This is a genomic window from Nocardioides sp., from assembly GCF_036405735.1.
Taxonomy (GTDB): Bacteria; Actinomycetota; Actinomycetes; order Propionibacteriales; family Nocardioidaceae; genus Nocardioides.
This window is the reverse complement of record NZ_DASWXC010000096.1, coordinates 23,204-42,023: the sequence shown is the minus strand read 5'-3', so window position 1 is coordinate 42,023 and position 18,820 is coordinate 23,204. Positions and strand designations below refer to the sequence as shown.

Genomic DNA, 18,820 nt, shown 5'->3' with positions numbered 1-18,820 from the left:
CCACGTGGCATTTCCACGCCCACACTTCTAGGTAGGGTTCCCCCATGACCTTGGCCCTGCGCGACATCACCAAGCGCTTCGGCACCCTGGTCGCCAACGACAGCATCTCGCTCACGGTCGAGCCCGGTGAGATCCACTGCCTGTTGGGCGAGAACGGCGCCGGCAAGTCCACGCTCATGAACGTCCTCTACGGCCTCTACCAGGCCGACGAAGGCGAGATCCTGATCGACGGCACGCCGCAGCGCTTCGACGGCCCCGGCGACGCGATCGCCGCCGGGATCGGCATGGTGCACCAGCACTTCATGCTCGTGCCCGTGTTCACGGTCGCCGAGAACGTCATGCTCGGCAACGAGAGCACCGGCTTCGGCGGCACCCTCGACCTCGAGGCCGCACGCGCCAAGGTCCGGGAGATCTCCGACCGCTTCGGCTTCGACGTCGACCCCGACGCGGTCGTCGAGAACCTCCCGGTCGGCGTGCAGCAGCGCGTCGAGATCATCAAGGCCCTCTCCCGCGACGCCCGCGTCCTCGTCTTCGACGAGCCGACCGCCGTCCTCACGCCGCAGGAGACCGACGAGCTGATGGCGATCATGCGTCAGCTCAAGGAGTCGGGCACCGCCATCGTCTTCATCACCCACAAGCTGCGCGAGGTCCGGGAGGTCGCCGACCGGATCACCGTGATCCGGCTCGGCAAGGTCGTCGGCGAGGCCCAGCCGACCGCGAGCAACGCCGAGCTGGCGGCGCTCATGGTCGGCCGTCCCGTCGAGCTGACGGTCCACAAGGAGCCGGCCCGGGCGGGCGACGACGCGCTCGTCGTACGCGACCTGCGGGTCACCGACGCCACCGGCCACGTGCATCTCGACGACCTCAGCTTCACGATCGCCGCCGGGGAGATCCTCGGCGTCGCCGGCGTGCAGGGCAACGGCCAGACCGAGCTCACCGAGGCGCTGCTGGGTCTCGCGGGCCGGGTCCAGGGATCGATCAGGCTCGACGGCCGCGAGCTGGTGGGCCGCTCGGTGCGGCAGATCCTCGCCGCGGGCGTCGGGTTCGTCCCCGAGGACCGGCAGGCCGACGGCCTCGTCGCCGGCATGACCATCGCGGAGAACCTCATGCTCAACCGCAGCCACGGCGCGCCGTTCGTACGCCGCGGTGGCCTGCAGATCAAGGCGCTGCGCGACTTCGCGCGGGCCAAGCTCAAGGAGTACGACGTCCGCGCGCCCGGCATCGACACGCCCGCCGGCCAGCTGTCGGGTGGCAATCAGCAGAAGGTCGTGGTCGCGCGGGAGCTCTCCCGCGAGCTGCGGCTGCTGGTGGCGGCGCAGCCGACGCGTGGCGTCGACGTCGGCTCCATCGAGTTCATCCACAAGGAGATCGTGGCCACCCGCGACCGGGGCGTCCCGGTGCTGGTCGTGTCCACGGAGCTGGACGAGGTGATCGCCCTGTCGGACCGCATCATGGTCCTCTACCGCGGCCGGGTGGTCGGCATCGTCCCGGCCGACACACCGCGTGAGACGCTCGGCCTGATGATGGCCGGCGAGCGCCCCGAGGGGAGCGCGGCATGACCGAGCAGACCACCACTCCTCCCGCTCCTGAGCAGGAGCAGCCGCGGCCGCAGTGGCGCGCGACCCTGCGCGAGATCACCAGCGGCAACGCCATGGTCGCGGTGCTGTCGGTGGTGCTGGCCGTGCTGGCCGGCTCACTGATGATCATCTTCACCGACGACCGGGTCCGCGAGACGGTCGGCTACGTCACCGCCCGGCCGGGCGACTTCCTGAGCGCGTCGTGGGACGCCATCACCGGCGCCTACTCGGCGCTGTTCCGCGGAGCCGTCTTCAACACCCGGGCCGACTCCTTCGTCACCGCCATCCGGCCGCTGACCGAGACGCTGAAGTTCGCCGGACCGCTCATCGCGGCCGGCCTCGGCGTCGGTCTCGCCTTCCGCGCCGGACTGTTCAACATCGGCGGTCGCGGCCAGATGCTCCTCGCGGGTGCGGCGGCCGGCTGGGTGGGCGTCGAGCTCGACCTGCCGGCGCCGCTGCACATCACGCTCGCCCTGGTCGCCGGCCTGCTCGCCGGCGCGCTGTGGGGCGGCCTGGCGGGCCTGCTCAAGGCCCGCACCGGGGCGCACGAGGTGATCGTGACGATCATGCTCAACTACGTCGCGTTCTACCTGGTCTTCTTCGCCCTCTCGCGCCAGGAGATCCTCCAGGCCCCGGGCTCGGTGAACCCGAAGTCCGCCGCGATGGCCGACTCCGCGGTGCTGCCGAAGATCCTCGGCGACCGGTTCAACCTGCACCTCGGCTTCGTGCTGGCGCTGGTCGCCGTGGCGCTGGTGTGGTGGCTGCTGAACCGCTCCGCACTCGGCTTCCGCTTCCGCGCGGTCGGTGAGAACCCCGACGCCGCCCGCGCCTCCGGCATCGATGTGGGCCGCACCTACACCACCGTCATGCTGATCTCGGGGGCGCTGATCGGCCTCGGCGGCGTCAACCAGGTGCTCGGCACCGTCACCAGCGGCGTGACCGTCGACCTGGACGCCGGCATCGGCTTCGACGCGATCACCGTCGCCCTGCTCGGCCGCTCCCGGCCGCTCGGCATCCTCGGCGCCGGCCTGTTCTTCGGAGCGCTGAAGGCCGGCGGCTTCGCGATGAGCGCGTCGCAGAACATCCCGGTCGACATCGTGCTGGTCGTCCAGTCCCTCATCGTCCTCTTCATCGCCGCACCGCCACTGGTGCGCGCGATCTTCCGGCTGCCTGCGAAGGAGGCCGTGTGATGTCCGACCTCAGCGTGAAGACCCCCGTCCCGGCCGCGGCGACCCCGGCCGTCGTCACCCCGACCTCGGCCAAGCCGTCGATCCTCTTCGGGATCGTCACGGTGCTGCTCGGCGTGCTGGTCCTCCTCGCCCCGCGCGACGAGGACACCACGTTCCGGCTGGCCACGGACTCCGACTTCGTCCAGCTCCCCGAGATCACCGTCCCTGCCGACGCCGCGACCTGGGTGCTGGTCCTCCTGCTCGCGGCCTGCACCGCGCTCGCGGTCTGGCAGCGCGCCACCGGGCGGCGTACGCCGCTGTGGCTGACGGTCGTCTTCGCCGTCGCCGCCGTGACGGCGTTCCTGTGCTGGGCGGCCGCCGGCGGCACCCTGCCGGTGATCGGGCTGCTCGGCGGAGCGGTCGCGCTCGCCGTACCCCTCACGTTCGGCGCCCTGGGCGGCGTGCTCGGCGAGCGAGCCGGCGTCGTCAACATCGCCATCGACGGCCAGCTGCTGTTCGGCGCCTTCGCGGCCGCGCTGGTCGGCTCGATCGTCGGCTCTACGTGGGCCGGCCTGGCCGGCGCCATGGCCGCCGGTGCGCTCGTGGCGCTGCTGCTCGGCGTCTTCGCGATCTCCTACTACGTCGACCAGGTCATCGTCGGCGTCGTGCTCAACGTGCTGGTCATCGGCATCACGAGCTTCATGTTCAGCCAGGTGCTGGCCCCCAACTCCGCCGAGCTCAACTCGCCGCCGCGCTTCGAGCGGATGCCGATCCCCGTGCTCGGGGACATCCCGGTCGTCGGGCCGATCCTGTTCCGGCAGACCGTGCTGGTCTACCTGATGTACGCCGCCGTCGCGCTGGTCGCCTGGGCGCTGTACCGCACCAAGTGGGGCCTGCGGGTCCGCGCGGTCGGCGAGCACCCCAAGGCGGCCGACACCGTCGGCATCAACGTCAACCGCACCCGCTACCGCACGCTCCTGCTCGGCGGCCTGATCGCCGGGGCGGGCGGCGCGACGTACACCCTGGTCTCGGTCTCGCAGTTCAACCGGGAGATGACCGGTGGCGCCGGCTACATCGCCCTGGCCGCGGTCATCTTCGGCAAGTGGGACCCGATCCGGGCGACGCTGGCGGCGCTGCTGTTCGGGTTCGCGTCCAACCTGCAGGGCGTGCTGTCCGTGCTCGGCTCGCCGGTGCCCAGTCAGTTCATGCTGATGCTGCCCTACGTCGTCACGGTCTTCGCGGTCGCCGGCCTGGTCGGTCACTCGCGGGCACCGGCCGCCGACGGGGTGCCGTACCGCAAGGCCTGAGGCAGCCGGGTCCCGCGTCGGCGCCGCGTCGCGGCTCAGTCCTTGCCGTGCGCGAGCGCCGTGGCGGCGGCCCCGGCGAGCACCTTCGCGCCGACCGCGACCGCGCGGTCGTCTACGCGCAGGTTGCCCTGGTGCAGGTCGTACGTCGGCCCGCCCGGCGTACGCGTGCCGAGCCGGAACATCGCGCCGGGGATCTGGTCGAGGTACCACCCGAAGTCCTCCCCGCCGAGGCTCTGCGGCGTCGACACCTGGCCGGCGACGCCGAGCATGTCGGCCACGGCGCGGACGAGGATGCGGTGGGAGGTCTCGTCGTTGACCACCGGCGGGACACCGCGGTGGTAGTCGACGAGCGCCTCCACGCCGTACGGCCTGACGATCTCGGCGACGGCCTGGCGCACCACCCGCTCGCAGTCGGCCCAGGCGACGGCGTCGAGGATGCGCACCGTCCCGGCGACCAGCCCGCTCTGGGGGATGACGTTGGGGGCGGCGCCGGCCTGCAGCACGCCCCACACGACGCTGACCCCGGCGCGCGGGTCCATCCGGCGGGAGAGCACCGCCGGCAGCTCGGTCGTCAGCTTGGCGAGGGCGAAGGTGAGGTCGGCGGTGAGGTGCGGGCGGCTGGTGTGGCCGCCGGGACCCGTCACGGTGACCTCGACCCGGTCCGACGCGCTGGTCAGCGGCCCCAGCTTGAGGCCGACCTTGCCGACGTCGACGCCGGGGTCGCTGTGCAGGGCGAAGATGCGGTCGACCTCGTCGAGGACGCCCAGGCTCATCAGGTGCACCGCTCCCCCGGGCATGACCTCCTCCGCCGGCTGCAGCAGGAGCCGCACCCGGCCGTCGAGCAGGCCGCGGGCGTGGGTCTCGGCGAGCGCGACGCCCGCCCCCACCAGGCAGGCGACGTGGACGTCGTGGCCGCACGCGTGGGCGACACCGTCCACACCGCTCGCCCACGGGTCGGCGGTAATGTCCTGGACCGGCAGGGCGTCCATGTCGGCGCGCAGCGCGACGACCGTCGCCTCCTTGTCGCCCTGGTCGCCGATGTCGGCGACCAGGCCGGTGCGCGGCAGCCGGGCGACGGTCCAGCCCGCCCGCTCGAGCCAGTGGGCGACCACCTCGGTGGTGCGCTGCTCCTGCCAGGAGAGCTCGGGGTGGGCGTGCAGGTCGCGGCGCAGGCCGACCAGCTCGTCGGCGTGCTCGTCGACGACGTCACTGATCAGGGCCACCGTGTCCATCACCTGCAGGTTATCGGGCGGGTAGTTTCTTGCTGTGGCCGACCAGTTCCTGGCGCTGCTCCGTGGGATCAACGTGGGCGGCAAGAACATCGTCAAGATGACCGATCTCGCCGCCTGCTTCGGCGAGGCGGGGTACGCCGACGTCCGCACCTACATCCAGAGCGGCAACGTCCTCTTCTCAGCCGAGCACGTGGGCGGTCCTGCCCTCGAGCAGGAGCTGGAGCAGACCCTGGTCGACCGGTTCGGGCTGCCGTTGCGGGTCGTGGTCCGGTCCCACGCCGAGCTCGCCGCCACGGTCGCGGCAGCTCCGGCCGACTTCGGCGGTCCCGACCACCGCTGCGACGTGCTGTTCCTCAAGCATCCCGTCACCGCCGACGAGGCGCTCGCCAGCTTCCCGACGCTGGCCGAGGGGGTCGACGAGGTGTGGCCCGCTCCCGGCGCGGTGCTGTTCCGGCGGCTGACGGCGCAGGCGACACGCAGCCGGCTCACCAAGGTGATCGGCACCCCGATCTACCAGCAGATGACGATCCGGAACTGGAACACCACCACCAAGCTGCTCGCGATGCTGGACGAGCGCGCGGCCTAGCCCGCTACTCGTCCGCGTCGTAGGCGGCGAGGATCCGGTCGGCCGCGACGGTGGCGGGGACCTCGCCGGCCAGCACCTGCTGGCGGAGCGCCTCGCGGATCGCCCGCACCGACGCACTGTGCCGCAGCCGCTGCTCGAGCTCGTCGCGGACCAGCGCCCAGGTGAAGTCCAGCTGCTGACGGGCGCGCTTGTCGCGCAGCCCGTCGGCGCCGAGGTGGTCACGGTGAGCGATGACCTGCTCCCAGACGCCGTCCACGCCGTGACCGGTCAGCCCGCTCGCCGTCACGACGGGCGGCGCCCACTCCTCCCGGCCGCGCACCAGGCGCAGCGCCCCGGCCAGCTCGCGGGCGGCCGCCCGGGCCTCCTGCTCGCGGGCCGGGTCGTCGGGGTCGGCCTTGTTGACCGCGATGACGTCGGCGATCTCGAGGATGCCCTTCTTGATCCCCTGCAGCTGGTCGCCGGTGCGGGCGATCGTCAGGAACAGGAAGGTGTCGACCATGCCGGCCACGGTCACCTCGGACTGACCGACGCCGACGGTCTCGACCAGCACGACGTCGTACCCCGCCGCCTCGAGCACGGCCATCGCCTGCACCGTCGCCCGGGCGACGCCGCCGAGGGTGCCGGCCGACGGGGAGGGCCGGATGAAGGCGTTCGGGTCGACCGCCAACTGGGGCATCCGGGTCTTGTCGCCGAGCACCGAGCCGCCGGTGCGCACGCTCGAGGGGTCGACCGCCAGCACGCCGACGCGGTGACCATCGGCCGTCAGCCGGGAGCCGAGCGCCTCGATGAAGGTCGACTTCCCGACGCCGGGCACGCCGGAGATCCCGACGCGTACGGCGCCCCCGCTGGCGCGGTTACCGAGCGACTCCAGGCCGACGAGCAGCTCGCGCGCCGACTCACGGTGGGCGGGCCTGGTGGACTCGACCAGCGTGATCGCGCGCGAGACCGCCGCCCGCTTGCCCGCGGCGATCCCCTCGAGCAGCTCCGCGACGTCGAGCGCCATCTGCCTCTCCTCCCGGCCCGCCAAAGTGTCGCCAAAGTGTCACGGTGATAGTTGGCGCCGGGAGTGACAGTTGGAGGTGTCACTCCCGACGCGAAGTGTCACGGTGACAGTGTGGGGAGCCGCCGCGACTGACGCTGGTCAGTGACCGAGCTGCTCCCGCAGCCGGGCGAGCAGGTCCAGCGCCGACTCCGCGATGACGGTGCCGGGCAGGAAGACCTCCGCGGCCCCCATCTGCTTGAGCGTGGGTACGTCGTCGGGCGGGATCACGCCGCCGATGACGACCATGATGTCGGGCCGGCCCTGGTCGGCCAGCGCCTGCTTGAGCGCCGGCAGCAGCGTCAGGTGCCCGGCCGCGAGGGAGGAGACCCCGACAATGTGGACGTCGGCGTCGACGGCCTGCTGGGCGACCTCCTCCGGCGTCGAGAACAGCGGGCCCACGTCGACGTCGAAGCCGAGGTCGGCGAAGGCGGAGACGACGACCTTCTGGCCGCGGTCGTGGCCGTCCTGGCCCATCTTGGCCACGAGGATGCGGGGACGGCGCCCCTCGGCCTCCTCGAACTCCTCGGTCGCCCGCAGCACCTCGGCGACCTTCGGGTCCCCAGCCTCGCTCGCTTCGTCGCGGTACACGCCGGAGATGGTACGGATGACGGCCTGGTGGCGACCCCAGACCTTCTCCAGGGCGTCGGAGATCTCCCCGACGGTCGCCTTGGCGCGCGCCGCGTCGACGGCCAGCTTGAGCAGGTTGCCGTCCAGTCCCGGCCCGCTGTTGGCCTGGGACGCGCTGTTGGTCAGCGCCTCCAGCGCGCGGCGTACGTCGTCGTCGTCGCGCTCCGCCCGGAGCCGCTCGAGCTTGGCGACCTGCTGGCGGTAGACCTCGTCGTTGTCGACCTTGAGCACGTCGAGGGCGTCCTCCGCGGCCAGCCGGTAGGTGTTGACGCCGATGACCTTCTGGGCGCCGGAGTCGATCCGCGCCTGCGTGCGGGCGGCAGCCTCCTCGATGCGCATCTTCGGGATGCCCTGCTCGATGGCCTTCGCCATGCCGCCGGCCGCCTCGGCCTCCTGGATGTGCGCCCAGGCGCGCTCGGCGAGGTCGTGGGTGAGCCGCTCCACGTAGTACGAGCCGCCCCACGGGTCGATCGTGCCGGTGGTGCCGCTCTCCTGCTGCAGCAGCAGCTGGGTGTTGCGGGCGATCCGGGCCGAGAAGTCGGTCGGCAGCGCGATGGCCTCGTCGAGGGCGTTGGTGTGCAGCGACTGGGTGTGGCCCTGGGTCGCGGCCATCGCCTCGATGCAGGTGCGGCCGACGTTGTTGAAGACGTCCTGCGCGGTGAGCGACCAGCCGGAGGTCTGCGAGTGGGTCCGCAGCGAGAGCGACTTCGGGTTCTTGGGGTCGAAGTCGCGCACCAGCCGCGACCACAGCGCGCGGGCGGCGCGCATCTTGGCGACCTCCATGAAGAAGTTCATGCCGATCGCCCAGAAGAACGACAGCCGCGGCGCGAACGCGTCGACGTCCATGCCCGCCGCCAGGCCCGCCCGAATGTACTCCACACCGTCGGCCAGCGTGTAGGCCAGCTCCAGGTCGGCGGTCGCCCCGGCCTCCTGCATGTGGTAGCCGGAGATCGAGATCGAGTTGAACCGCGGCATCTCCTGCGAGGTGAACGCGAAGATGTCGGAGATGATCCGCATCGACTGCGCCGGCGGGTAGATGTAGGTGTTGCGGACCATGAACTCCTTGAGGATGTCGTTCTGGATGGTCCCGGCGAGCAGCGAAGGCTTCACCCCCTGCTCCTCGGCCGCCACGATGTAGAGCGCCATGACCGGCAGCACCGCGCCGTTCATCGTCATCGACACCGACATCTGGTCCAGCGGAATGCCGTCGAACAGCGTCCGGGTGTCGTAGATCGAGTCGATCGCCACGCCGGCCATGCCGACATCGCCGCGCACCCGCGGGTGGTCGGAGTCGTAGCCGCGGTGCGTCGCGAGGTCGAAGGCGACCGACAGCCCCTTCTGCCCGGCCGCGAGGTTGCGGCGGTAGAAGGCGTTGGACTCCTCGGCGGTGGAGAAGCCGGCGTACTGCCGGATCGTCCACGGCTGGGTGGTGTACATCGTCGGGTACGGGCCGCGCAGGAACGGGCTCAGCCCCGGGTAGGTGTCCAGCGCGTCGAGACCGAGCAGGTCCGAGCCGGTGTACGCCGGCCTGATCTCGATCCCCTCGGGCGACTGCCACCCCGCGCCGGTCGGCACGACCGGCTCGGCGAGCTCCTCGACGCTGAGCGGGATCTGGGAGAAGTTGGCGGGGATGCTCACTTCGCGAGCTCCTCTCGGATCTGGGTGAGGAAGGCCAGCGCGTCGACGCCCATCGCGGCCGAGCCGTCGGCGTACGTCACGGGCTTGCCGGCGATGACGACGTGGCGGGCACCAGCCTGGCGCAGGGCCTCGGCCGCGGCGGCGCCCCACTCCTCGTAGGCGGCGTCGGTGCCGGCGAGCATGACGACCGGCTCGCCGTCGTACGCCGCGACGAGGTCGTCGGGACCGGTCGTCGCACCGGCGACCGTGACGGCGACGCCGCCGGCTGCGAGCAGGTTGGCGGCGAAGGTCGCCCGGGCGGTGTGGTGCGCGACCGGGCCGAGCGTGGCCAGGAAGACCGGCCGACCGGCCGGCTCGTCGCGCAGCGCCTCGAAGCTGGCACCGTAACGGCGGACCCGGTCGTTGAGCGGGTCCGCCTCCCGCTCGGGGAGCACCTCGGCGAGGTTCGGGAACTCGGAGAGGCCCGTGATCGGACGGCGGCGCTTCGCGATCTCCGCCTCGCGTCGGGCGGCGACCGCGGCGACCCGCTCCTTGAACGGGGCGAAGTCGTGGCCGCCCTCCCACTCGGCCTCGAGCGCCTGGAACTCGCTCCACGCCGTGAGGGCCAGGTCGTTGGTGAGCCGCTCGACGGCGTACGCGCCGCCGGCCGGGTCCGCGACCGCCGCGACGTGCGACTCGTCGATCAGGAGATGGTTGACGTTGCGCGCGATCCGCCGGCCGAAGGCCTCCGGGCGTCCGAGCGTGCTGTCGAAGGGCAGCACCGTGACGGCGTCCGCGCCACCGACGCCGGCGGCGAAGGCCGCCACCGTCCCGCGCAGCATGTTGACGTAGGGGTCGTACTTGCTGAGCATCGGGCGGCTGGTCACGCCGTGGATCCGGGCCTCGGTGCTTCCGCTGGTCGAACTGCTTCCGCTGGTCGAACTGCTTCCGCTGGTCGAGCTTGTCGAGACCCCGGAGTGGGTGAGCACGCTCGCCCACAGCGTCCGCAGCGCGCGGAACTTCGCGATCGTCGGGAACTGCTCGTCGGTCGCGGCGAGGCGGAACTCGATGAGAGCGGCGGTCTCGTCGACCGAGAACCCGCCCGGGCCGGTCAGCCAGCGCAGGTAGGCGGTGCCGGCGGCGACCGCCCAGCCCAGCTCCTGGGCGTCGCTGGCGCCGAGGTCGTGGGCGGCGGTGGCGTCGACCACGATGGCCCGGACGTCGGCCTGCCACGCCTTGCGGGCATAGGTGGCGAGCTCGTCGACGGCCTCGTCGAGCGACCGCTCCCCGGAGGGCGTGCTCGTCGAGGCCCGCAGCAGCGCGCCGAGCGGGTCGATGCCCAGGTTGGAGTCGGGGTGCTTGGCCCCCGGGAGCGCCAGGAAGGCGTCGGCCACCGCGGCGGTCGCGGTGGGTGCGTCGAGCACCACCGGCGCGAGGTCGAGGAGTACGCCGGCCAGCACTCCGGCCACGTCGGTGCTCTCGTCCGCGGCGAGCCACAGGCTCGTCACGCCACCGTCGAGGTCGACCAGCGCGGCCTCGTTGGCCAGCTTGGTCTCCGGGTCCGCGACCAGGGAGCGGATGTCCCAGGCGCCCTCGCGGGTGGGCCGGACGGCGGTGGCGTCACCACCGGGCACGCCGAGCGGGGTGACGGCGATGCCGTCCAGCGTCGAGCGGGTCAGCTGGTCCCACACCGCGGCGTCGGCATCGTCCTCGCCGAGCCGGCGCGTCTTGCGCAGCACGGCCGCGGCTGCGGCCTCCCACTCGGCGAGGCTGTGCTCGTCCCCGGGCTGGGCGAGCGCGAGGCGCTCGCCGTCCGTCTGAGGGTCGGTCATGTCGCGAACCCTAGGAGCGCGACGTGGCGCTGACCACCGAGTGTGAGGTTTATGACGAGCGCAACACGTGTCCCGAGACCCGACCGGGCATATGTCACACTCCCCGCCGTCCATGGCGGCCGTCACGGCGAGTACGGTGCTGTTCCGTGGCAACCACTCTCGTCAACGGCGCGCGAGCAACGCGCTCGACCATCGCCCTGAAGCTGCTCATGGCGGTCAGCGGCATCGTCTTCATCGGTTACGTGCTGGTTCACATGTACGGCAACCTGAAGGCCTTCGCCGGGCACGACGCCTTCAATGACTACGCGCACCACCTCCGCGAGTTCGGCGAGCCGATGCTCCCGCACACCGGACTGCTGTGGATCATCCGCGTCGGCCTGATCGTCTCGCTCGTCGTCCACGTCGCCTGCGCCGTCGCGCTGTGGCGCCGTGCCGCCAAGGCCCGTCCCGTGAAGTACGCCGTCAAGAAGAACCGCGGCTCGTCGTTCTCCTCGCGCACCATGCGCTGGGGCGGCCTGGCGCTGCTGGTCTTCGTGATCTGGCATCTGCTCCACTTCACCATCGGCAAGGTGAACCCCGCCGGCGGGGAGACCGACGACCCCTACCGGCTCCTGGTCGACAGCTTCGACCTGTGGTGGATGACGTTGATCTACCTGGTCGCGATGGTCGCCCTCGGCCTGCACCTGCACCACGGCACGTTCAGCGCCCTGCAGACGCTGGGTCTGACCAACAGCGCAGAGTCGCGGATCCGCGCGCGGATCGCCGGCTGGGTGGTCGCGGTCGTGATCGCCGGCGGCTTCTCGCTGACTCCCCTGTTCATCCTCTTCGGCGTCATCGACTAGTAAGGGACCACTGAAGATGGCATTCACCGTTCTCCCGGGGCTCACCGAGACCAACGAGCCCCCGGTCCAGAAGTCCGACGACGCCGCCGGCTACTACGTCCTGGGCGAGAAGCTCGTGGACCCGAAGACCCCCACCGGTCCGATCGCGACCCGCTGGAGCAACCGGAAGTTCGAGAACCGGCTGGTCAACCCGGCCAACCGTCGCAAGCTCGACGTCCTCATCGTCGGCACCGGCCTCGCCGGTGGCGCGGCGGCCGCCACGCTCGGCGAGGCCGGCTACAACGTCAAGGTCTTCTGCTACCAGGACTCCCCGCGCCGCGCCCACTCGATCGCCGCCCAGGGCGGCATCAACGCGGCGAAGAACTACAAGGAGGACGGCGACTCGATCTACCGTCTCTTCTACGACACCGTGAAGGGCGGCGACTACCGCTCCCGCGAGTCGAACGTCTACCGCCTCGCCGAGGTGTCGGCCAACATCATCGACCAGTGCGTCGCACAGGGCGTGCCGTTCGCCCGCGAGTACGGCGGCCTCCTCGACAACCGCTCCTTCGGCGGCGTCCAGGTCTCCCGCACGTTCTACGCCCGCGGCCAGACGGGCCAGCAGCTGCTGCTCGGTGCCTACCAGGCGCTCGAGCGGCAGGTCGCGGCCGGGACGGTCGAGCAGTTCACCCGTCACGAGATGCTCGAGGTCGTCATCGTCGACGGCAAGGCGCGCGGCATCATCGCCCGCGACATGGTGACCGGCGAGCTGGAGACCCACCTGGCCGACGTCGTCGTCCTGGCGACCGGTGGCTACGGCAACGTCTTCTTCCTCTCCACCAACGCCATGGGCTCCAACGTGACCGCCACGTGGCGCGCGCACCGCAAGGGCGCCTACATGGCCAACCCCTGCTACACACAGATCCACCCGACCTGCATCCCGGTGACCGGAGCGCACCAGTCGAAGCTGACGCTGATGTCGGAGTCGCTGCGCAACGACGGCCGGATCTGGGTGCCGAAGAACGCCGCGGACTGCGACAAGGACCCCCGCGAGATCCCCGACGAGGACCGCGACTACTTCCTCGAGCGGATCTACCCCTCCTTCGGCAACCTGGTCCCCCGCGACATCGCCTCGCGCGCCGCGAAGTACATGTGCGACGAGGGCCGCGGCGTCGGCCCCGAGATCGAGGAGACCGGCCCCGACGGCGAGAAGCGTCTGGTGCGGCGCGGGGTCTACCTCGACCTCACCGACGCGATCCGCCGGCTGGGCAAGGACAAGGTCGAGGAGAAGTACGACAACCTCCTCGACATGTACGAGCGGATCACGGGCGAGAACCCCTACGAGGTCCCGATGCGGATCTACCCCGCCGTGCACTACGTCATGGGTGGCCTGTGGGTCGACTACGAGCTGCAGACCAACATCCCGGGCCTGTTCTGCGCCGGTGAGGCGAACTTCTCCGACCACGGTGCGAACCGGCTCGGCGCCTCCGCCCTGATGCAGGGCCTGGCCGACGGCTACTTCGTGCTGCCGAACACCATCCGCGACTACCTCGCCGACGGGCCGTTCCCGGCCGTGGACGAGTCGCACCCGGCCGTGGTTGAGGCCAAGCAGGCGGTCCAGGAGCGGATCGACAAGCTGCTCTCGATCAACGGCACCCGCACCGTCGACTCCATCCACAAGGAGCTCGGCGCGATCATGTGGGAGTACTGCGGCATGGAGCGGACCGAGGAGGGCCTGAAGAAGGCCATCGGCCTGATCCGGGAGCTCAAGAAGGAGTTCTGGACCAACGTCCGCGTGCTGGGCTCCGCCGACAACATCAACCAGGACCTCGAGAAGGCAGGCCGCGTCGCCGACTTCATCGAGCTCGGTGAGCTGATGTGCATCGACGCGCTCAACCGTCGCGAGTCCTGCGGTGGCCACTTCCGGGCCGAGTCGCAGACCGAGGACGGCGAGGCGCTGCGCCACGACGACGAGTTCGCCTACGTGGCGGCCTGGGAGTGGGGCGGCGAGGACGGCGCTCCGGTCCTGCACAAGGAAGACCTGATCTACACGGCCATCGAGATGAAGCAGCGGAGCTACAAGTGAACCTCACCCTCAAGATCTGGCGTCAGGCCAACGCGTCTTCCGAGGGCGCGATGCACAGCTACCAGCTCAACGGTGTGTCGGAGGACATGAGCTTCCTCGAGATGCTCGACCTTCTCAACGAGCAGCTGGTCACCAGCGGCGAGGAGCCGGTGGCCTTCGACTCCGACTGCCGTGAGGGCATCTGCGGCATGTGCTCGCTGATGATCAACGGCCAGGCGCACGGCCCGGAGGTCACCACCACCTGCCAGCTGCACATGCGCTCGTTCAAGGACGGCGACGAGATCACCATCGAGCCGTGGCGCGCCTCGACGTTCCCGGTGATGAAGGACCTCGTCGTGGACCGGTCGGCCTTCGACCGGATCATCCAGTCCGGCGGCTACATCTCCGCCAACACCGGCTCCGCCCCCGAGGCCAACTCGGTGCCGGCGCCGCGCGACAAGGCGATGCGCGCCTTCAGCGCTGCCACCTGCATCGGCTGCGGCGCCTGCGTCGCGGCCTGCCCGAACGGGTCGGCCTCGCTGTTCCTCGGCGCCAAGATCACCGCCCTGGGCGAGCTGCCGCAGGGCCAGCCGGAGCGCTACACCCGCGTCGCCGGCATGGTCGCCCAGCACGACCACGAGGGCTTCGGCGGCTGCACCAACATCGGTGAGTGCACCGCCGCCTGCCCCAAGGAGATCCCGCTCGACGTGATCTCCCAGCTCAACAAGGACCTGCGCACCGCGATCAAGCAGGGCCTCTGAGCCTCACGTAGCACGACGACGGCCCGCTCCCGATGGGGGCGGGCCGTCGTGCATGTTCAGTCGCGCTTCGCCGCTCGCAACGCCTTGACGCCGAGGGCGCCGAGGACGCCGCCGATGACGAGGTTCACGACGATCAGCACCGAGTGCGCGACCCAGTAGCCGGTAGGCCGGTCCTCCCCCGCCGAGTGAGCCTCGGAGAGGTTCTTGGCGAACATGAACCAGGTGACGAAGTTCCACACCGCCACCCCGACGAGCAGCAGCGCGTGCTTGCGTTCGAACCTCATGATCGTCCCCACTTCCTGAAGATGCCGAAGGCCGCCACCATCGTGGCAGCCCCGGCCAGGAAGGCACCGGCGGGGCGACCGGTGGCCATCGCGGGCGTGGGCTCGCCCACAGCCAGCGACGGCGTCTGCGGGCCCTGCACGACCGTCGGCGGCGCCTCCGCCGCCCGCTGGGCACGGGCCTGCGGCGAGGTGTGCGCGAACGCCGCGGCGTACAGGACCACGCGCGAGAAGTAGTTCATCCAGACCACGAGCACGAGGGCGACCCCGAACGCCTGGAACGCCGGGCTGCCCTTGGCCGAGCCGAGCACGAGGAAGGAGACCGCCTTGAGCACCTCGAAGGCGATGCCGCCCAGCGCGGCGCCCTGCCACAGCGAGCGCGCGGGCGTCCGCGGCCGGGCCACGAGCCGGAAGATCACGAAGAACAGCAGCGCGTTGACGACCAGGCCCACCGCCCGCGTCACCACGTAGAGCAGCCAGCCGAGGTCGTCGTCGAGACCCAGCCAGTCCAGCACGTCGGTGGAGAAGCCGGTCAGGAAGCCGGCCACGACCACGCTCACGAACAGCACCACGCCGATGACCAGTAGCGAGACCAGGTCGCGGAGCTTCGCGGCGACGAACCCGGGCTGGCGCCACCTCGGCTGCTCGAAGACCACCTCCAGCGCCTCGCGGAGGGCACCGATCCAGCCGAGGCCGGCGTACAGGACGCCGACCAGGCCGACCACGCCGGCCAGGCCCTGGAACCGCTCGACGTCGGCCAGCGAGATCTGGCCCTCCTCGGTGCCGACCAGCCCGGGGATGAGCTGGTCGATCGTCTCGACGAGCTGGTCCTGGGCGTCGGGATAGACGCCCGCCAGCAGGCCGACGCAGAAGACCGCGAGGGCGAGCACCGGGAAGAAGGAGAGGAACGCGAAGTAGGTGATGGCACCCGCCTGCTGGGAGGCGGTGACCGCGCCGTAGTGCTCCTGCATGCGGACCAGGTGGTCGAGGAAGGGACGCCGTTGCCGCACGGCCTGCAGTCGGCCGGTCAGTCGCTCCGTGAGTGCTGCCATGGCCCCCTGGTACCCCAGTGGCCGGCGCCGGTCAGCGGTCCGAGACCGTGCGGAGCGCGAAGTCCCTGGTGGGCCGCCAGCCGCTGCCGTCCTCGTGGACGTAGAGATGGAACTCGGCGACCTCGAAGGACGCGTCGAAGTCGGCCAGCTCGGCGAAGGCCTGGTCCAGCCGCTCCTCGGGCAGGTCGTGGGCGACCGTGACGTGCGGGTGGTAGGGGAAGGCGAGGTCGACGGCGAGCGGGCCCCGGCGTACGGCGGCCGCGAGCTGCTCGCACGAGGAGATGCCCTCCACCACGGCCACGAAGACGACCGGCGAGACCGGGCGGAAGGTGCCGGTGCCGCGCAGGTGGACCCTGAAGGCCTCGACGCCGGCCGCGACGTCGGCGAGGTGGGCCTCGATCTCGGCCATCAGGGCGTCGTCGACCTCGGTCGGCGGGACCAGCGTGATGTGCGTGGGGATCATCGAGGCGGTCGCGTCGCCGACCGACGCACGGTAGTCCTGGAGCTGGGTTGCCCAGGGCTCGGGGATCGCGACGGCTACACCGATGGTCCGCACGCCAGCGACCTTACTGGTCCGCGGACCGGACCGGGGCCACGAAGCCGACCCGGTCGTAGACGTCGACGAGCGTCCGGGCCGCGACCGCGCGCGCCTTCTCGGCGCCCGCGGCGAGGATCCGGTCCAGCTCGGCCCGGTCGTCGAGCAGCGCCAGGGTCCGGTCGCGGAAGGGCGTCACGAACTCCACCACCACGTCGGCCAGGTCCTTCTTGAAGTCGCCGTAGCCCTTGCCGGCGTACTGCTTCTCGAGCGCCTCGATCTCGGTGCCGGACAGCGCGCTGTAGATGCGCAGCAGGTTGGCGATGCCCGGCTTCTCGGCCTCGTCGAAGCGCACCTCCGAGCCGGAGTCGGTGACCGCGCTGCGGATCTTCTTGGCCGTGACCTTGGGGTCGTCGAGGACGTCGATGAGTCCGGCGGGCGAGGAGGCGGACTTCGACATCTTCGAGGTCGGGTCCTGCAGGTCCATGATCTTCGCGGTGGCCTTCGGGATGTAGGCCTCCGGCAGCCGGAAGGTCTTCTTGAAGCGGTGGTTGAACCGCTGCGCCAGGTCGCGGGTGAGCTCCAGGTGCTGGCGCTGGTCCTCGCCGACCGGCACGTACTGCGGCCGGTAGAGCAGGATGTCGGCCGCCATCAGCATCGGGTAGGTGAGCAGCCCCACCGAGACCGAGCCCTCGCCGATCTTGGCCGACTTGTCCTTGAACTGGGTCATCCGGCGGGCCTCGCCGAAGCCGGTGATGCACTCCATGATCCAGCCGAGCTGGGCGTGCTCGGGCACGTGGCTCTGGACGAAGATCGCCGACCGCTCGGGGTCGACGCCGGCCGCGACGAGCTGCGCGGCGGCGCGGTAGGTCCGCTCCCGCAGCAGCTTGGCATCGTGCTCGACGGTGATGGCGTGCTGGTTGGCGATGAAGAAGAACGGCTCGAAGTCCTCCTGCAGCTGCGCCCACTGCCGCACCGCACCGAGGTAGTTGCCGAGGTGGATGGTGTCGGAGGTCGGCTGGATCCCGGAGAGGATCCGGGGCCGGGCCTGGGGCTCCTGCGTCGACGACATGGCGGTCATTCTCCCTGATCGCGACGCGACGCCCGTCGCTGGGTGCGGGCGCCGGACACGGGGCGCCGCGCCGAATCGGGTTGCCGCGCCGTCGAGCGGTTGGCAGGGTGCGGCCATGACGCTCCGCATCCCGCCGACGCTGACCGACGGGACCGTGACCCTGCGGGTGCACCGGCCCTCCGACGCCGAGCGGATCGTCGAGCAGTCGGTGGACCCGGACTCGGTGCGGTGGACGACCGTGCCGTCGCCATACGGCCTCGACGACGCGCGTGCGTTCCTCGGCGAGGTGATGCCGGGCGGCTGGGTCTCGGACCGTGAGTGGGGCTTCGCCGTGGAGTTCGGGGGCCGGTACGCCGGCACCGTCTCGCTGCGCAACGAGGGCTCGCACCGGGCCGAGCTCGCCTACGGCTCCCACCCGGACGTGCGCGGGACCGGCGTGATGGAGCGTGCCGTCCGGCTGCTGCTGGCGTGGGGGTTCGAGGAGCTCGGCCTGCACACGGTGGTGTGGTGGGCACCGCGCGGCAACTGGGCCAGCCGCCGGCTGGCGTGGAGGGTCGGGTTCTCGCTCGACGGGACCGTGCGGCGGTGGCTGGACCACCGCGGCGAGCCGACGGACGCGTGGGTCGGCACGCTGCTGCGCGAGGACCCGCGCGAGCCGCGGACGCGCTGGCTCGCCAATCCCCGGATCGCGGCCGACGGCGTCGTGCTGCGCCCGCTCACCGAGGCGGACGTGCCGCGGATCGTCGAGGGCATCGGTGACGCCGACACGCAGTACTGGCTGTCGTTCCTGCCGCGCGACCCCGACGAGGCCGACGCCCGCTCCTACCTGGAGCAGGTCACCGAGCGACTCGCCACCGACCACACCGTCACCTGGGCCTTCTGCACCCCTGGCGACGAGCGGCTCGCCGGCGTGGTGGGGCTCTACCGCTTCCCCGAGCCCGAGGTCGGCTACTGGACGCATCCCGACAGCCGCGGCAGGGGGTTGACGGCCCGCGCGGCCGCCGCGGCGGTCGGGCACGGGTTCAGCGCGCTCGGGCTGGAGCGGATCACCGGCAACGCCGCGGCGCCCAACCTCGCCTCGCGACGTGTCCTGGAGCGGATCGGCATGCGCCAGATCGGCATCGCCCGACGTGCCGCCCGCACGGGTGCCGGCGAGGTGGTCGACCTGGCGTCGTACGACCTGCTCGCGACCGACCCGGCCGCGGGCACCTGACCTCACCAACCGGTTTCCGGCGTGTCGCGGT

Annotated in this window: 16 protein-coding genes; 8 read left to right on the top strand and 8 right to left on the bottom strand. The window is 71.3% G+C overall.

Annotation, left to right across the window (positions count from 1 at the left end):
- Positions 1–44: 44 nt before the first annotated feature.
- Genes VGE38_RS15695 through VGE38_RS15685 form a run of 3 tightly spaced genes read left to right on the top strand, consistent with a single transcriptional unit; the run spans position 45 to position 4,053 of the window.
- Positions 45–1,559 carry an ABC transporter ATP-binding protein gene (locus tag VGE38_RS15695; RefSeq protein ID WP_331143494.1) on the top strand — a complete coding sequence of 505 codons (1,515 nt, stop codon included), beginning with the start codon at positions 45–47 and terminating at the stop codon, positions 1,557–1,559.
- Entirely contained in the window at positions 1,556–2,767 is a 1,212-nt protein-coding gene (locus VGE38_RS15690; RefSeq protein WP_331143493.1) for an ABC transporter permease, read from the top strand. The genes VGE38_RS15695 and VGE38_RS15690 overlap by 4 nt, the downstream gene beginning before the upstream one ends.
- Positions 2,767–4,053, top strand: coding sequence for an ABC transporter permease (locus VGE38_RS15685; protein ID WP_331143492.1), 1,287 nt, complete (start codon positions 2,767–2,769; stop codon positions 4,051–4,053). The genes VGE38_RS15690 and VGE38_RS15685 overlap by 1 nt, the downstream gene beginning before the upstream one ends.
- A gap of 35 nt (positions 4,054–4,088) precedes the next feature.
- Here the strand turns inward: VGE38_RS15685 and VGE38_RS15680 are convergent, their stop codons facing one another.
- Positions 4,089–5,285, bottom strand: a complete 1,197-nt coding sequence (locus VGE38_RS15680; RefSeq protein WP_331143491.1) for an amidohydrolase — start codon at positions 5,283–5,285, stop codon at positions 4,089–4,091.
- Between the two features lie 34 nt (positions 5,286–5,319).
- Here VGE38_RS15680 and VGE38_RS15675 point away from each other — a divergent pair, with 34 nt between their 5' ends.
- The gene (locus tag VGE38_RS15675; RefSeq protein ID WP_331143490.1) at positions 5,320–5,871 is read left to right on the top strand and encodes a DUF1697 domain-containing protein; all 552 of its coding nucleotides are present in this window, start codon (positions 5,320–5,322) and stop codon (positions 5,869–5,871) included.
- Between the two features lie 4 nt (positions 5,872–5,875).
- On the opposite strand, the gene meaB is transcribed toward VGE38_RS15675, so the two are convergent.
- The 3 genes from meaB to VGE38_RS15660 form a co-directional block, all read right to left on the bottom strand.
- Positions 5,876–6,874 carry a methylmalonyl Co-A mutase-associated GTPase MeaB gene (gene meaB / locus VGE38_RS15670; RefSeq protein WP_331143489.1) on the bottom strand — a complete coding sequence of 333 codons (999 nt, stop codon included), beginning with the start codon at positions 6,872–6,874 and terminating at the stop codon, positions 5,876–5,878.
- Between the two features lie 138 nt (positions 6,875–7,012).
- Positions 7,013–9,151 carry a methylmalonyl-CoA mutase gene (scpA, locus tag VGE38_RS15665; RefSeq protein ID WP_331143570.1) on the bottom strand — a complete coding sequence of 713 codons (2,139 nt, stop codon included), beginning with the start codon at positions 9,149–9,151 and terminating at the stop codon, positions 7,013–7,015.
- A gap of 23 nt (positions 9,152–9,174) precedes the next feature.
- A complete protein-coding gene (locus VGE38_RS15660) occupies positions 9,175–10,989 on the bottom strand; it encodes a methylmalonyl-CoA mutase family protein (RefSeq protein ID WP_331143488.1) in 1,815 nt (604 codons plus the stop codon).
- A 146-nt stretch (positions 10,990–11,135) separates the two neighbouring features.
- On the opposite strand from VGE38_RS15660, the gene VGE38_RS15655 reads away from it, so the two are divergent.
- From VGE38_RS15655 to VGE38_RS15645, 3 genes are read left to right on the top strand one after another with little or no spacing between them, the layout of a single operon-like run.
- Complete coding sequence (locus tag VGE38_RS15655) at positions 11,136–11,831, top strand: succinate dehydrogenase cytochrome b subunit (protein WP_331143487.1); 696 nt, start codon at positions 11,136–11,138, stop codon at positions 11,829–11,831.
- 16 nt (positions 11,832–11,847) lie between these two features.
- Positions 11,848–13,896, top strand: coding sequence for a fumarate reductase/succinate dehydrogenase flavoprotein subunit (locus VGE38_RS15650; RefSeq protein ID WP_331143486.1), 2,049 nt, complete (start codon positions 11,848–11,850; stop codon positions 13,894–13,896).
- Positions 13,893–14,636, top strand: coding sequence for a succinate dehydrogenase/fumarate reductase iron-sulfur subunit (locus tag VGE38_RS15645; RefSeq protein WP_331143485.1), 744 nt, complete (start codon positions 13,893–13,895; stop codon positions 14,634–14,636). The genes VGE38_RS15650 and VGE38_RS15645 overlap by 4 nt, the downstream gene beginning before the upstream one ends.
- A gap of 56 nt (positions 14,637–14,692) precedes the next feature.
- Here the strand turns inward: VGE38_RS15645 and VGE38_RS15640 are convergent, their stop codons facing one another.
- The 4 genes from VGE38_RS15640 to trpS are packed head-to-tail and all read right to left on the bottom strand — an operon-like array spanning position 14,693 to position 17,576.
- Positions 14,693–14,920: an SCO4848 family membrane protein gene (locus VGE38_RS15640; protein ID WP_331143484.1), complete on the bottom strand. Its 228-nt coding sequence runs from the start codon at positions 14,918–14,920 to the stop codon at positions 14,693–14,695.
- Entirely contained in the window at positions 14,917–15,969 is a 1,053-nt protein-coding gene (locus tag VGE38_RS15635) for a YihY/virulence factor BrkB family protein (RefSeq protein ID WP_331143483.1), read from the bottom strand. The genes VGE38_RS15640 and VGE38_RS15635 overlap by 4 nt, the downstream gene beginning before the upstream one ends.
- Positions 15,970–16,000: 31 nt before the next feature.
- Positions 16,001–16,525, bottom strand: coding sequence for a 2'-5' RNA ligase family protein (locus tag VGE38_RS15630; RefSeq protein WP_331143482.1), 525 nt, complete (start codon positions 16,523–16,525; stop codon positions 16,001–16,003).
- A 10-nt stretch (positions 16,526–16,535) separates the two neighbouring features.
- Complete coding sequence (trpS, locus tag VGE38_RS15625; RefSeq protein WP_414690979.1) at positions 16,536–17,576, bottom strand: tryptophan--tRNA ligase; 1,041 nt, start codon at positions 17,574–17,576, stop codon at positions 16,536–16,538.
- Positions 17,577–17,691: 115 nt separating this feature from the next.
- Between trpS and VGE38_RS15620 the strand changes: the two genes are divergently transcribed.
- On the top strand, positions 17,692–18,789 hold the full coding sequence (locus VGE38_RS15620; protein WP_331143480.1) for a GNAT family N-acetyltransferase: 1,098 nt from the start codon (positions 17,692–17,694) through the stop codon (positions 18,787–18,789).
- Positions 18,790–18,820 lie beyond the last annotated feature (31 nt).